The sequence below is a fragment of the Aeromicrobium jepli genome (assembly GCF_047246605.1).
GTDB lineage: Bacteria > Actinomycetota > Actinomycetes > Propionibacteriales > Nocardioidaceae > Aeromicrobium.
On sequence record NZ_JBFOKO010000001.1, the window covers coordinates 78,046 to 92,852 of the forward strand.

Annotated in this window: 9 protein-coding genes; 5 read left to right on the forward strand and 4 right to left on the reverse strand. The window is 72.9% G+C overall.

The annotated features are described in order from the left end of the window. Positions 1-40 precede the first annotated feature (40 nt). Positions 41-787 carry an enoyl-CoA hydratase-related protein gene (locus AB3M81_RS00375; RefSeq protein ID WP_412901921.1) on the forward strand — a complete coding sequence of 249 codons (747 nt, stop codon included), beginning with the start codon at positions 41-43 and terminating at the stop codon, positions 785-787. A gap of 86 nt (positions 788-873) precedes the next feature. Here the strand turns inward: AB3M81_RS00375 and AB3M81_RS00380 are convergent, their stop codons facing one another. The 4 genes from AB3M81_RS00380 to AB3M81_RS00395 form a co-directional block, all read right to left on the reverse strand. Further along, the gene (locus AB3M81_RS00380) at positions 874-1,680 is read right to left on the reverse strand and encodes a hypothetical protein (RefSeq protein WP_412901922.1); all 807 of its coding nucleotides are present in this window, start codon (positions 1,678-1,680) and stop codon (positions 874-876) included. A gap of 75 nt (positions 1,681-1,755) precedes the next feature. Beyond that, positions 1,756-2,565, reverse strand: coding sequence for a hypothetical protein (locus tag AB3M81_RS00385; protein ID WP_412901923.1), 810 nt, complete (start codon positions 2,563-2,565; stop codon positions 1,756-1,758). 194 nt (positions 2,566-2,759) lie between these two features. Beyond that, a complete protein-coding gene (locus tag AB3M81_RS00390; RefSeq protein ID WP_412901924.1) occupies positions 2,760-3,545 on the reverse strand; it encodes a hypothetical protein in 786 nt (261 codons plus the stop codon). 26 nt (positions 3,546-3,571) lie between these two features. Then, positions 3,572-4,354 (reverse strand): hypothetical protein, encoded by a 783-nt coding sequence (locus AB3M81_RS00395; protein WP_412901925.1) that lies wholly within the window; start codon positions 4,352-4,354, stop codon positions 3,572-3,574. 187 nt (positions 4,355-4,541) lie between these two features. Between AB3M81_RS00395 and AB3M81_RS00400 the strand changes: the two genes are divergently transcribed. From AB3M81_RS00400 to AB3M81_RS00415, 4 genes are all read left to right on the forward strand, one after another. Beyond that, positions 4,542-7,970 (forward strand): hypothetical protein, encoded by a 3,429-nt coding sequence (locus AB3M81_RS00400; protein WP_412901926.1) that lies wholly within the window; start codon positions 4,542-4,544, stop codon positions 7,968-7,970. Positions 7,971-8,104: 134 nt separating this feature from the next. Beyond that, positions 8,105-10,963 (forward strand): NHL repeat-containing protein, encoded by a 2,859-nt coding sequence (locus AB3M81_RS00405; protein WP_412901927.1) that lies wholly within the window; start codon positions 8,105-8,107, stop codon positions 10,961-10,963. A gap of 218 nt (positions 10,964-11,181) precedes the next feature. Next, a complete protein-coding gene (locus AB3M81_RS00410) occupies positions 11,182-13,269 on the forward strand; it encodes a HelD family protein (RefSeq protein ID WP_412901928.1) in 2,088 nt (695 codons plus the stop codon). After that, the gene (locus AB3M81_RS00415) at positions 13,266-14,789 is read left to right on the forward strand and encodes a metallophosphoesterase family protein (RefSeq protein WP_412901929.1); all 1,524 of its coding nucleotides are present in this window, start codon (positions 13,266-13,268) and stop codon (positions 14,787-14,789) included. Before AB3M81_RS00410 ends, AB3M81_RS00415 begins: the two co-directional genes overlap by 4 nt. Positions 14,790-14,807 lie beyond the last annotated feature (18 nt).

Here is a 14,807-nt window from a genome sequence, read left to right on the forward strand (position 1 = left end):
AGCCCGCGTATCGAAACCACCGTCACCTGAACGGAGCACCATGACAGAACTGGTTCACCTCGACGTCGCGGACGGCGTCGCGACGATCACGCTCGACAGCGAGCACAACCGCAACGCGCTGAGCCGCCAGCTGGTCACCGAGCTGCGCGACCACCTGGCCACGGCGGAGGCCGACGCCGACGCGAAGGTCGTCGTGCTGCGCTCGGCGCACCGGGTGTTCTGCTCGGGCGCCGACCTCTCGGAGGCCGCCGAGGGCGGCATGGAGCAGGGTGCGCAGACGCTCGTCGACCTGCAGCGCTCGATCGCCAGCAGCGCCAAGCCGGTCGTGGTCGTGCTGGCCGGTCCCGTGCGCGCGGGCGGCCTCGGGCTGGTCGGCGCGGCGGACCTCGTCCTCGCGGCGGAGTCCGTCACGTTCGCGCTGACCGAGGTGCGGCTCGCGCTCGCGCCGGCCGTCATCAGCCTCTCGCTGCTGCCGCGCCTGTCGCCGCGCGCCGCCTCGGACGTCTTCCTCACGGGCCGCACGTTCGACGCAGCCGAGGCGGCCGAGATCGGCCTCGTCACCCGGGTCGTGGCCGACGACCAGCTCGACGAGGCGCTCGCGGGCGTGCTGGCCGAGCTGGCGCAGGGCTACCCGCAGGGCTTCCGCGAGACGAAGGCGCTGCTCAACCACGACCTGGTGGAGCGCATCGACCGGCTCGGGCCCGAGATCGCGGCGCAGTCCGCGCGACTCTTCGGCAGCGACGAGGCCCGCGAGGCGATGCTCGCGTTCCTCTCCCGCCGCCGCTGACCGACGAACGATGAGGCATCCGGGTGCCCCAGCGGGGCCGGATGCATCATCGTTGGTCACCCGGAGGGCGCGCGCCCCGGTGCGCGTCAGCTCGTGGGCACGGTCAGCAGCGGCAGCGCGTTGATCGAGCACCGCACGCGCGGGGCGATGACGGTCGCCATCTCCGGGGAGTTCGTCGAGGGGTGGAGCATGAGCACCCGCTGGCCGGTGAGGTCGGCGCGGATCGGGACCGGGGCGCGGCCCGGTGCCAGCGGCGTGGGGGTGACCTTCGGCTCGGTGTCGCCGGCGAACCGCTTGAGCACGACCGTCGTCAGCGTCGCCGGGGTCGTCTCACCGTCGGGCACGGCGGCCGTCGCCTTGAAGGTGGTGCAGCGCCACGACACGTCGAACATGTCGGCGGCGAAGCGGTACGTGAGCGCGCTGGGGTAGGTCCGGCCGGCGACCGTGACGGGTCCGCGGACGGCTCCTCGGCCGGTGGGCGTCATGCTCGGCTGCTGGGTCAGGTCGAGCCAGCGGAAGCCGGTGAGCGCGCGGGTTTTGCTGTGCCCGGCGCGGCGCTTGCTGGACTTGGGTGCGACGACGCGGAAGTACTGCCGTCCGGCGGTGGTGACCTTGACCTTCGTGGAGTAGCGGGCCCGCGACGTGGTGCGGACCTTCCTGACCGTGCGCCACTTCCCGCTGCCGACCTTGCGCTGGATCGCGAGGCGCTTCTTCGCGGCCTTGGGGCCCGCGACCCTGCCGGCGATCCGGATGGTCTGGCCGACGTCGGCCTGGGTGCGCGAGATCTTGATCGAGACCTGGTAGGCGCGCTTCGGGGCGGCCTCGGCCGTCGTGGGTGCGAGGGAGGCGATGAGCGCGACGGTCGTCGCGACCGCGAGGGTGCGCAGCTTCATAGGGAGGTCACTCCTGTTCGGACGCGATGTCGAACGGCAACGTATCTCGCGCGGAACAAGGCGGGACGGCGGGGGTCAGCCGGCGGTGGGCAGGGTGGCCTTCGGCAGGGAGTTGACGGTGCAGTGCAGGCGCGGCGAGATCAGCACGGCGCGGTGGTCCTGCGAGGAGCTGAACAACCCGAACTCGAGGTGGTCGGACTCGGTGCGCAGCGCCCACGTCGCGGTGAGGGGCGTGTTGCCGCCGCTCACCCAGGGCTCGATGCGCGCGAGGGCGGGGGCCAGCTCGGCACCCTGGCCCTGCATGAGGTCGAGCAGCGCCCAGTTGTTCATCTCGCCGCCCACGCCGGCGGAGTAGCTCACGGCGTCGCAGCGCCCGTCGAAGCGGACGAGCAGCTTGCCGGAGCCGCGCGGGGCGACGGTCAGGCCGGAGTACCGCGAGCCGTGGACCGTCACGGTGCCGGCCTGGAGGTTGCTCGAGACGCCCGAGCGCGCGGCGTCGATCCAGCGCCAGCCGGTCAGGCCGCGGGCCGCGCTGGTGCCCGCGCGCCGGACGGACGAGCGAGGGGCGACGACGCGCAGGGACTGCGCGCCGGCGGTGCTGATCCGCACCGCGGCGGAGTACCGCGCCGAGGCGGTGGTGCGGACCTTCTTCACGGTGCGCCAGGCGCCGGTGCCCACCCGGTGCTGCACGAGCAGTGCCTTGCGGGCGGCGCGAGGACCGGTGACGCGGCCGGAGACCGTGACGGTCTGGCCGACGTCGGCCTTCGTGGCGGACAGCGCGATCGACACGCGGTAGGAGGCGGGAGCGGCCTGCGCCGCGCCGGCCGGAGCCAGGCACGCGACGAGTCCGACGGCTGCCGCGACGGAGAGGAAACGCATGCGCATGGGGGACCTCCGACTCGAAGACGCACTGACCAGAAGGAACTAGTGAGTGTTACCGATGGGACTAGTGGGAATAGTGTGACTAGTGTTACTCCGGAAATTCGAAAGTGGAAGTGGAATCACTGCTACGAAACGGTGAAGAAGAAAAGAAGCGCCCCTCCCGAGCCGGGAGGGGCGCTTCTTTCGTGGTGGGGAGGTCAGAGCGGCGGCAGCTCCGCCTCAGCCAGGCGGTTGACCTTGCAGTGCACGACCGGGTCGACCGCGGTGACCGGCCCCGAGTCGCCGGAGCCCATGGCGAAGAGCTCGGCGCCAGAGATGACCCTGCGGACCGTCTTGGCCGGCGCGCCGGGGGAGACCGGCGTCCTGGTGTCCGAGAACGCGCTGCCCGTGGTGGTGAGCGTGACGAACGAGGACTCCGTCTCGAGGCCGTCCTTCACGCCCGCGCCGAGGCGGACCGTGTCGCAGACGCCCTCGACGTTGTAGTAGCGGCCGGCGTTCGTGAACGTGATCGCCTTGGCGTACTTCCTGCCGGCGATGGTCACCGGACCGACGACGGACTCCCCGGCCAGCTGGGTGGGCTGGGTCGTCAGGTCGAGCCAGCGCCAGCCGGTGAAGGCGCGGGTCCGGCTGGCGCCGGCCTTCGCGCGCTTGGACGTGGGCGCGAGGACGCGGATGGACTGGGCGCCGGCGGTCCTGACCTTGACCTTGGCGGCGTAGCGGCGGGTCGTGGTGGTGCGGACCTTGGCGACGGTCTTCCAGGCGCCCTTGCCGACCTTGACCTGGACGGCGAGGCGCTTCTTGGCGGCGAGGGGGCCGGCGACCTTGCCCGAGACCTTGATGGTCCGGCCGACGTCGGCCTTCGTGGCCGAGGTCGAGATCGAGACCTTGTAGGTGGGCTTGGCGGCGGCCTCGGCCGCGACGGTGGGGGCCAGGGAGGCGACGAGACCGACCGCCGTGGCCACCGCGAGGGTGCGAACGCGCATGGGGCTTCCTTTCAGCGAGGCGGGGCTCAGTCGAGGATGTCGGCGACCGAGGGGAGGCGGTTGACGGTGCAGTGGACGAGCGGATCGACCGTCGACACGGTGCCGCTGCCCGCGCCCATCGCGAACATCGTCATGCCGGACACGGACTGCCGGACGGTCTTGACCGGAGCGCCGGCCGTGACGGGGGTCTCCCGGTCGTCGCCCATCGCGGGCGTGGCGACGATCGTCAGGAGGGAGGCGTTCTCGTCCAGCCCGTCCTTGACGCCGACACCGGACTTGAACGTGTCGCAGGCGCCGTTGATGTTGAAGTACGTGCCGGAGTTGCTGAAGGTCATCGCCGTGGCGTGGCGCTTGCCCGCGATGGTGACGGGCCCGACCGTCACGGGGCCTTCGTTCCGGGTCTCCTGCTTGGTCAGGTCGAGCCAGCGCCAGCCGACGAAGCCGCGGGTCCGGCTGGCGCCGGCCTTCGCGCGCTTGGACTTGGGCGCGAGGACGCGGATGGACTGGGCGCCGGCGGTCCTGACCGTGACCTTGGCCGCGTAGCGGCGGGTCTTGGTGGTGCGGACCTTGGCGACGGTCTTCCAGGCGCCCTTGCCGACCCTGACCTGGACGGCGAGGCGCTTCTTGGCGGCGAGCGGGCCGGCGACCTTGCCCGAGACCTTGATGGTCTGGCCGACGTCGGCCTTCGTGGCCGAGGTCGAGATCGAGACCTTGTAGGTGGGCTTGGCCGCGGCCTCGGCCGCGACGGTGGGAGCGAGCGAGGCGACGAGGCCGACGGCCGTCGCGGCCGCGAGAGTGCGCAGGCGCATGCGAGAACTTCCTGGGGAGTCGAGGGGGATCGGTCATGAAACTATCCCGATAGCAACACCCGTCACAGGGGAAACGGCAAACCCGGCATGGCCCATCCGGATGGTTTTCTCCGCCGGCACCCCGTTCTCGCGCGGGTTCCACACGTTTTGGTCCGAGCGGGGGTCCAGGCCGACGTAAGGTCACGGAGTGATCCCCAGTCTCACCAGCCACATCCGGCGCCGCGTCCTGGTGCCGCTCCTCACCTTCCTCGTCGCCGTCGGCGGCCTCGTGTCGATCGCCTCGCCTGCGCAGGCCGGCGAGGAGGCCGTCCACGTCCGCACCGTCGGCTCCTACGGCGGCGCGGAGGACCAGTTCGGGGAGGCCTCGGACATCGCCGTCGGGCCCAACGGCCATGTCTACGTCGCTGACGCGGACAAGCGCCGGATCGTCGAGCTCGCGGCGGACGGCACCTACCTGCGGAGCGTCGCCGCGAACGAGGCCGTCTACGGAGTCGACGTCGACGCGGCGGGCGACATCTACGTCATGGGGCCGGAAACGGTCTCGAAGTACGCCGCGTCCGACGGTCGGCGGCTGTACCGGGAGCCGTGGGGTGGCTACCGGGACTTCACGGTGGGCGACGACGGCTCCGTCTACTTCTTCGCCGACTGGGGTACCCCGGGGATCATCCGCGAAGGGCCGAACGGCGTGGAAGGAGCGTGGCTGCCTCTCGCGGACGAGAACGGCCCGATCCCGAGCATGAGCAGCTACGACGTGACCCTCACGTGGAGCGCCGGGATCCTGCACGTCACCGACACGAAGGTCGGTCGGGTCCTGCGGGTGACGAGCGACGGCGACTACGTGCCGCCGCTGTACCCCGCCGCGCCGCCGGAGTACTCGTGGCTCACCAGCCTGGCGGTCGATCGCATGGGACGGTTCGCCGCGACCACCTACGGCGCGACGGCCACCTTCGGGTCCGACTGGCAGTTCCGAACCGGATGGCCGATCAGCGAGCCGCTCGACTACGAGTGGCCCCGACGAGTCGCCTACGGCGACGACGGACTCGTGTACACCCTGACGAACTACTCGAGGATCCAGATCACTCGCGTCGGCCGGGCGTTCGACGACTTCACCCCGCAGATCACCGGCTCCGGACGAGCCGGCGAGGAGCTGACGGTGGCCGCTTCCACGGCACCCGAGCCCGCCTCGTGGTCGTACGCGTGGACGGTCAGCGGCAGCGACGAGGTCCGCTCGACCACACGCTCCTTCACGCCGACCGTTTCGGACGTGGGCCGGACGGTCTCCGTCGCGGTGACGGCGAAGGGCACCGACGGCAGCCCGTCGGACCGCACGTCGACGGCCTCGCGCACGGTCGCGCCCGCGACGATGACCGCCACGGCGACCCTGTCCGACTCCACGCCGGCCACCGCGCCCACGACGGGCGACGTGCTCTCGGTCGACCTCGACCGATCGACGCTCCCCGCAGGGGCGACCAGCGCGATCCGCTGGGGCCGGATGGAGGCGGGCGCGTGCGCCGTCGCCGGATCGGCTCACGACACGTACACCGTCCGCGACGCGGACGCCGGTGCCACGCTGTGCGCCGTCGTCACCACGAAGGCGGCCGGTCACGAGGACCTCGTCACGTCGGTCGCCGCCCGTGACACGGCGATCGGCACGTTCACCGTGCCCTCCCCGAGCTTCGACGTCGCGTCGCCCGTCGTCGGTGGCACCGTCACCGGCTCGCTCGACCTGAGCGGCGCCCCGGCCGGCGCCGGGGTCTCGGCGTGGCGCTGGGGTCACACGACCGACGGTTCCTCGTGCGAGCTCATCGCCGGCGCGGAAGGGCGCACGTTCACCCCCGACGTCTCCGACTTCGAGAAGCGGCTCTGCCTCCGGGTCACTGTCGCCGCCCCGCACCACACGGCGACGGAGACGCTCGGCACGCTTCCCGCCGTCGCGGCCGGCCCGTTCGGGCAGAAGCCCACGGTCACCGTCCCGGACTGGGCGCAGGTCGGCGTCGAGCTGAACGCCGAGGTCACGGGCGGCGACCCGGGCGACGCGAGCCGTGCCTACCAGTGGCGCCTCGACGGCGCGCCGATCGAGGGTGCGACAGGGGCGACGTACACGCCGCGCGCCGCCGACCGCGGGCACGACCTCTCGGTCACCGTCACGTCGACGGCGCACGGCTACGTCGACGACGTCACGACCTCGTCCTCGGTCGAGGTGGGCGCGGGCCGCCTGCAGGTGCCCGTGCCGCAGCTCGACACCGACCGCCCGGTCGTCGGCACGCCCGTCTCGTTGGCCGTGGACCTCACCGACGCGCCCGCGGGCGCGGAGGTCGAGCGGACGTGGGGCATGCGCGTCGGCGAAACCTGCGAGCCCGTCGGCGGCGCCACGGGCGAGTCCTTCACGCCGACTGCGGCCCAGCTCGGAAACCCGCTGTGCGTGACCGTCCGCGTGACCGCACCGGGCTACGACCCGCTCGAGGCCACCTTCACGGCGGAGCACGCCGTCGCGCGCGGCATGCTGCCGGCGATGAGCGCGATCCTGAGCACGACCACGCCCGAGGTCGGCGAGACGCTGACGGCGACGCTCGTCTCGGGCGAGCTGCCGGCGGGCGCGGCGACCCGGATCACGTGGGGTCATGCAGCCGCCGGTGAGGAGTGCGTGGCCGACGAGGCCGGCACGTCCTTCGAGGTCGCCCGCGGCATGGGCGGCGGCACGGTCTGCGCGCTCGTCACCGTCACGGCGCCGGGCTACGCGGAGTGGTCGACCCGGCTGACCGCCCAGGTCGTCCAGGACCAGATCCAGGTCCCGTCCCCGGCGTTCAGCACGGACCGTCCCGCCGTGGGCGTGCCGGTGTCCCTGCCGCTCGACCTGACCGGCGCACCCGAGGGCGCGCAGGCCACGCGCCAGTGGGGCGTCCGCGCCGGCCGCGAGTGCGTCGCCATCGATGGCGCGACCGGCGAGTCCTTCACGCCGACGCCGGCCCAGGTCGACGAGGTGCTGTGCGCCGACGTGCGCGTCACCGCGGCCGACCACGTCCCGTTCGAGGCGACCGTCTCCGCCGCGAACCCCGTCGTGCGCGGCACCCTCCCCACCCTGCGCGCGGTGCTCAGCACCTCCTCGCCGAAGGTCGGCTCCACGCTGACGGCCTCGGTGCTCTCGGGCGCGCTGCCCGCGGGTGCGACGACGACCGTCACCTGGGGTCGCGCCGCGGCCGGTGCGGTCTGCCGCCCGGCGACGGCCGCGCGATCGCTCACCATGACGAGGGCGATGGCGGGGAACACCGTGTGCGCCCTCGTGAAGGTGACCGCTCCCGGCTACGCCGAGTGGACGACCCTGCTCAAGGCCGGACCGGTGAAGGAGGCCGCGAAGGCGACCTCCTCGCGGAAGGTGGTCCGCGGCACCGACCGGTTCGTCGTCAGGGCCCAAGGGCTGGCCCCCGGCCAGCGGTACCGGATCTCGATCCGCCACCGCACGTTCACGGGCAAGGCCGACTCGCACGGGCGCCTCGCCCGCACGGTCCGCTACGGCACGGGCCTGCGGTCCGTGAGGCGGACGATCGTCGTCCGCGGCTACACGGGCTCCAAGGTCACGTACACGAAGCGGTTCACGATCGACTACCGCGCGCGCTGAGCCCCACGAAGCCGCCCTCCGCACTCCTCCGGCGGGCGGCTTCGTAGTCCATTCGGATGGGATTCTCCGGTTCCGCCACGGACGCCACCGGCGCAACGTACGTTCCTTTGGTGATCTCCAGTCCCATCCATCACATGGATTCCCCGTCCTCGCGCGGTACGCGGCCCCTCTCCTTCCTCGCCGCGTTCCTCGTGGCCCTCGCCGGCCTCGTCGCGATCGCCACCCCCGCGCACGCGGCGGACGAGGTCACCCACGTCGGCGTCTTCCCGCCGGCGTCCTCGGGCACGCCGACCGTCGACCGTTCCTGGGCCCTGGACATCGGGCCGAACGGCGACCTCTTCGTGGCTGACGGAGCGGCCATCCGCCAGTTCACCCCCGCCGGGGAGCTCGTCCGCTCCGTCGACGCCCGTGAGATCGGCGCCGTCTACGGCGTGGAGGTCACCGGTGACGGCACGATCTACGCCGCCGGCGGCGCCGGCATCGCGAAGTTCCGGGCCGACGGCACGCACGTGGCCACGTTCCCCAGCAACTGGGGTCCGACGACCGACCTCGCCGTCGCGCCGGACGGGTCGATATACGTCATGGCGTGGGGCGGTCGCGAGGTCCGCAAGCTCGACGCGGCCGGTGCGCTCGTCTCGCAGTTCTCCGCGGCCCCCGGCGGATCCTACGGTCTGGCGCTCGATCGTGACGGCTTCCTGTGGGTCCCGGACTTCGGCGGGCACGAGCTGCGCAAGTACACCCAGGACGGCGTGCCCGTGGCCACCATCACCGAGAGTGCCGACGGCCGCCGGCTCAGCTACCCGTTCAAGGTGGACACCACCGTGAACGGCGACGTGGCGCTGGGCGAGTACGGTGCCGCCGGCTTCACGGTCTACGCAGCCGATGGCAGCGTCCGGGCGTCGCTGGTCCGCGCTCCCGGCTTCAGCAACGTCTTCGGGATCGCGATCGACGACGACGGCCGGATCTTCGTGTCGGACCAGAACAACGCTCCCGGCATCCACCAGTTCAGCCTGGGCCCGGTGTTCGCGGCGTTCACGCCGCAGATCACCGGCTCGGGCCGAGTCGGCGACGAGCTGACGGTCACCGCCTCGACGACGCCCGAGCCCGCCTCGTGGACCTATGCGTGGACGGTCGCCGGCAGCGACGAGATCCGCTCCACGGCCGCCACGTTCACGCCGATCGCCGCCGACCGAGGCAGGACGGCGACCGTCACCGTCACCGCGAAGGGCACCGACGGAGAGCCGGCCGATCGCCGCGCGACGGCGACCAAGGCGATCACGGGTCGGCTGATGGAGCCGTCCGCGTTCACGATCACCGACTCGACGCCGGACTCGGGACCGACCCGCCTGGATCTGCTCACGGTGACCGTCGACGAGGCGCTGCTGCCGCGTGACGCCGCCGGATCGGTCCGCTGGGGCCGCATCGCGAACGAGGAGTGCGTGGTCCCCGAGGACGCGCCCGACTCCAGGACGTACCGCGTGACGAACGCCGACGCGGGCGCCACGCTGTGCGCCGTCGTGTCGTTCGCGGCCGCCGGCCACGAGGACCTCACGACGACGCTCTCCGCCGCGTCGCCCGCCCGTGGCAGCTTCGTGTCCGCCGGCGTCGTCATGGACGACGAGTGGCCCGTCGTGGGCCAGACGGTCGAGGCGGTCCTGGCCGTCGAGGAGGAGCCCGCCGGCACGCAGATCAAGGCCGTGCAGTGGGGACGGTACGACCGCACGGCCGACGAGTGCGTCGCGATCGAGGGGGCGACGGAGCGCACCTACACCGTCGAGGTGTCCGACTTCGCGACGTCGCTGTGCCTCACGGCGACCGTCGGGGCCCCGCACTACGACGACGTGACGGGGACCATGATCGCCGGCCAGGTCGCGGCCGGTGTCTTCCCGCAGGCGCCGACCGTGACGCTCGGCGACTGGGCGCAGGTCGGCCAGGAGTCCCGGGCCGACGTCAGCGGCGGCGACCCGGCCGACGCGGACCGCGCCTACCAGTGGAGCCTCGACGGCGAGCCGATCGACGGTGCCACGCAGGCGACCTACACGCCGAAGGGCGGTGATCGTGGCAAGAGCCTGTCGGTGACGGTCACCTCCACCTCCCGTGGCTACGTCGCCGACGAGACCACCTCGAACGCGGTCGAGGTCGCCTCGGGCCGCCTCAGCGTCCCCGAGCCGGCGTTCAGCACGGACCGGCCGGCCGTCGGCACGCCCGTCTCGCTGCCGCTGGACCTGACCGACGCGCCCGAGGGTGCCGCGGGTCACTGGCAGTGGGGTCTGTGGGACGACGAGGCCGAGACGTGCGTCGCGACCGACGGCGCCACGACGGACACCGTCACGCCCACGCCGGACCAGCTCGGCGAGGTGCTGTGCGCCGTCGTCGGCGTCACGGCTCCGGGCTACGGCTCGCTGGAGGCGACCTTCGTCGCCGAGACCTCGGTGACGCGCGGCACGCTCCCGACGATTCGTGCGGTGCTCTCGAGCACGACGCCCAAGGTCGGCTCCACGCTGACGGTGGCGCTGCTGGCCGGCGCGCTGCCCGCGGGCACCACGACGACCGTGACGTGGGGCCAGGCGGTCGCCGGTGCGGACTGCCGTCCGGCGAAGGCCGCCGGCGCGTACCGCGTCACGGCCGACACGGTGGGCCGCACGGTGTGCGCACTGGTGACCGTGAGCGCTCCGGGTCACACGGAGTTCTCCACGGTGCTGAAGACCGCCGTGGTCAAGGAGGCCGCGAAGGTCGCCCCGTCGCGCAAGGTCGTCCGCGGCACGGACGCCTTCGCGGTGAGGGCGCAGGGCCTGGCCCCCGGCCAGCGGTACCGGATCTCGATCCGTCATCGCATGTTCACCGGCACGGCCGACTCGCACGGCCGCGTCGTGCGCACGGTGCGCTACGGCAAGGGCCTCAAGTCGGGCAAGCGCACGGTCATCGTGCGTGGATTCACCGGCACGAAGGTGACCTACACGAAGAGGTTCACGATCACCTACCGCGCGCGCTGAGGCCGTCCGGCGCGCGCACGCACCGCAGCGCCCCGCAGGTGCCGGCCGACCCCCGTTCGCGCGGTCGGCACCCGCGGGGCGCTGCCGTTCGTGAGACGCGTGACCGGCTCCTGATACAGGTGCGGCACCAAGGTGAGCCACGGCGCGGACAAGCCGGGTGTCGGGTGGGTGACGGTGCCTAGAATGGGGAGTTGCCCACCCCATCCCTGAGGACGTCGATGACCCACGCTTCGCCCGACGAACGCGAGCTGCAGCACGAGCAGGCGTACGTCGACACCGTCTACGAGCGGCTGGACGAGTCGGCCAAGGTCGCCCGGTCCCTCGTCGCCGAGGGGATGGCCCGCGGCCACATCGGCCACGAGGGCGGTCTCGTCGAGCGTGACGCGATGGTCTACCAGGCCTCGCGCCGGCTCAGCGCGCTGCACGCCGCACACGACGGCCTCGTGTTCGGCCGCCTGGACCTGAAGGGCGGCGAGGCCCGCTACATCGGCCGCATCGGCGTCCGCGACGAGGACCGCGAGATCCTGCTGATCGACTGGCGCGCACCTGCGGCCTCGGTCTTCTACCAGGCCACGGCCCAGGACCCGGCGGGGGTGATCCGCCGCCGCGTGCTGCGCTGCCGGGGCGACCGCGTCATGGGCATCGAGGACGAGCTGCTCGACGCCGACGCCGCACCCGACGACATGGTCGTGATCGGCGAGGGGGCGCTGCTGGCCAGCCTCAGCCGAGCCCGCGACAGCTCGATGCACTCGGTCGTCGCGACGATCCAGAAGGAGCAGGACGAGGCCATCCGCGCCCCCGCCCGTGGCGCCACGATCATCGGCGGCGGCCCCGGCACCGGCAAGACGGTCGTCGCGCTGCACCGCGCCGCGTACCTGCTCTACACCGACCGCCGCCGGTTCGAGTCGGGCGGCGTGCTCGTCGTCGGTCCGTCCGGCGTCTTCATGAACTACATCGAGCGCGTCCTGCCCAGCCTGGGCGAGACCAGCGTGACGCTGCGCTCGATCGGCCAGGTGGTCGAGGGCATCGACGCCACGGTCCACGCCGCCCCCGAGGTCGCGGCGCTGCTCGGCCGCCCGCAGATGGCGACGGTCCTGTCGCGGCTCGTGAGGGCTCCCCAGCAGGGCGCGCCCACGCGCTTCGAGTACTTCTACCGCGACGACCGGCTCGTCCTCGAGGCGTCCGACCTGGCCAGGATCCGTCGCCGGGCCCACGGCATGGGACTGCCGAACGCCGCCGGCCCGGCCGTGCGCGAGGCGCTCGTCCAGGCGCTGTGGGAGCGCGTCACGGGCGACCGCGCCCTCGACCGCGGTCCCGAGGCGTTCTCCGACCAGCTCGACGGCGACGAGCGCTTCGAGGCGTTCTTCGAGCAGTGGTGGCCCGAGCTCGACCCGGTCGACCTGTGGCGCGTGCTGCCGACGCGCCTGGGCGAGCTCGCGTCGGACCTGCTCACCTCGTTCGAGCAGCAGGTGCTCCGCCGCGAGTGGCCGCAGGAGCCGACGATCGAGGACGTCCCGCTCATCGACGAGCTGCGTCACCTCGTGGGCGAGGTGCCGCCGCCGTCCGAGGACGACTTCGACAACCCCAAGCAGCTCATGAGCTTCGAGTGCCGCGAGCGCGAGGACCGCGTGCGGGTCACGGGCGACATCGAGGACGAGGGCTACGCGCACGTGCTCGTCGACGAGGCGCAGGACCTCTCGCCGATGCAGTGGCGCATGCTCGGCCGGCGCGGCCGCACCGCCAGCTGGACGATCGTCGGCGACGAGGCGCAGTCCTCGTGGCCCGTGCCGGCCGAGTCGGCCGCCGCGCGCGACGAGGCCCTCGGGTCGCTCGCGATCCACCGCTTCCGGCTCTCGACGAACTACCGCAACTCCGCCGAGATCTACGAGTTCGCCGCCAAGGTCGCCGTGCGCGGGATCGACCACCCCGACCTGGCCGAGGCCGTCCGCCGCACGGGCGTCGAGCCCCGGCACGAGGTCGTCCCGGCCGCCGACCTGACCGGCCGGGTCGCCGCCGAGGCCGCGACCCTGCTCGAGCAGGTCGACGGCACGGTCGCGGTCGTCGCGCCCGCCGGCCGGCTCGCCGAGCTGGCCTCCGCCGTCCCGGCGGACGAGCGCCTGCGTGTGCTCGACCCGCTCGACACGAAGGGCCTCGAGTTCGACGCCGTCCTGCTCGTGGACGCCGACGGGATCGTCGCCGAGGCGGCGTCCGGCTGGCGCACGCTGTACGTGGCGCTCACGCGCGCCACGCAGCGCCTCGTCACCCTCGGCACCAGCCGCTCCTGGCTCGACCGGGTGGGCGCGTGAGGCGGTACCTGCCGCTGCTCGCGCTGGTGGCGGCCGGCCTCGTGGTCGGGCTGTCGGTCGCGGCGACCTCGTTCGTCAACACCGAGCGCGCCGTCACGATCGGCGCGCACAACGCGATCGCCAGCCCCACGTTCGACGGGCACGTGACGATCGTGGCCGGGCCGCTGCTGCCCGAGCTGCGCATGCCCTCCGACGCCGTCCTGGGCATCGGCGCCGAGGTCGTGCTGCGCGACAGCCCCGACACCGACCTGCAGAACGTGCTGGCGCAGGACGCCGCGATCGCCAGCCAGCCCGAGGGCGAGATCGCCGCCATGACCTCCGAGATCGCGGACATGGCCGTCAGCGCCCTCCAGCGCGGTGCCGCGGCCGCCGTCATCGCGATGGTGCTGGGCGCGGCCGTGTGGTGGGCGCTGGGCCGCCGTCGCCGTCGCGAGCTGCGCGAGTCCTGGCCTCCCGAGCCGCGCACCGCGCTCGTGGCCGGCGTCATGGGCATCGCGCTGGTCGGCGCGCTCATGGTCTACCTCCCCGACCCCAGCACGCACCGCGAGGTCGCGTGGGTGCCGATCCGGCAGGAGTTCCCCGAGCTGCCCGACGAGCCGAGGCTGGCCAGCGTGCAGATCTCGCGTGGTGCCGCGACGGCCACCAGCAAGGCGATCGTGCAGGGCGCGCTCGACACGTACCAGGAGTCGCTGACCTTCTACTCCGAGCTCGCCGAGAAGGCGAAGGACCTGCCGGTCCGGGCGCCCGGGGAGGGCCAGACCACGGCGCTCGTCGTGACGGACCGCCACGACAACGTCGGCATGGACCCCGTCGCCCGCGAGGTCGCGGACGCGGCGCAGGCGTCGTTCGTGCTCGACCTCGGCGACGACACGTCGAACGGCGCCTCGTGGGAGGCGTTCAGCATCAAGTCGCTGCGCGAGACGTTCTCGGACCTGCCGATCGTCGCGGTCGCGGGCAACCACGACACCGGCCAGTACATCCAGCGCGAGATGGAGCGCAACGACTTCGTGCTGCTCGACGGCGAGCCCGTCGACGTCGAGGGCGTGCGCATCATCGGCGAGAGCGACCCGCGCAGCTCGGGCCTGACCGCCGGCTACAACGGCAACGAGGGCGACAACATCGCCGCCATCACCGAGCAGAACTCCGCGCTCGCCGAGGCGGCGTGCGAGGACGGCGAGATCACGGTGCTCGCCACCCACAGCTCGGCGTCCGCCAAGGCGGCCGTCGCCCAGGGGTGCGCGGACATCGCGATCAGCGGCCACCTGCACCGTCAGGTCGGCCCGACCTCGACCGCCGGCCCGAACGGCACCACCACGGCGGTCTCGATCGGCTCCACGGGCGGCGCGGTCTACGCGTTCGCCCTCGGCACGAAGCTGCGCCGCGACGCCCAGGTCGCGGTCCTGACCTTCGAGGACGGCCGTGCCGTGGGCCTGCAGATCGTCACGTTCAAGCCGGGCGCCGTCATCGAGCTCGGCGACTACACGCCGCTGCCGATCGCCGCGCCCCACGACGTCGAGTGACGCCGGCGCTCGCGGCGC

Bases quoted from the DNA above. Each gene is read 5' to 3' on its own strand.
- AB3M81_RS00375 (WP_412901921.1), top strand. From the start codon at position 41: ATGACAGAACTGGTTCACCTCGACGTCGCGGACGGCGTCGCGACGATC.
- AB3M81_RS00380 (WP_412901922.1), bottom strand. From the start codon at position 1,680: ATGAAGCTGCGCACCCTCGCGGTCGCGACGACCGTCGCGCTCATCGCC.
- AB3M81_RS00385 (WP_412901923.1), bottom strand. From the start codon at position 2,565: ATGCGCATGCGTTTCCTCTCCGTCGCGGCAGCCGTCGGACTCGTCGCG.
- AB3M81_RS00390 (WP_412901924.1), bottom strand. From the start codon at position 3,545: ATGCGCGTTCGCACCCTCGCGGTGGCCACGGCGGTCGGTCTCGTCGCC.
- AB3M81_RS00395 (WP_412901925.1), bottom strand. From the start codon at position 4,354: ATGCGCCTGCGCACTCTCGCGGCCGCGACGGCCGTCGGCCTCGTCGCC.
- AB3M81_RS00405 (WP_412901927.1), top strand. From the start codon at position 8,105: ATGGATTCCCCGTCCTCGCGCGGTACGCGGCCCCTCTCCTTCCTCGCC.
- AB3M81_RS00410 (WP_412901928.1), top strand. From the start codon at position 11,182: ATGACCCACGCTTCGCCCGACGAACGCGAGCTGCAGCACGAGCAGGCG.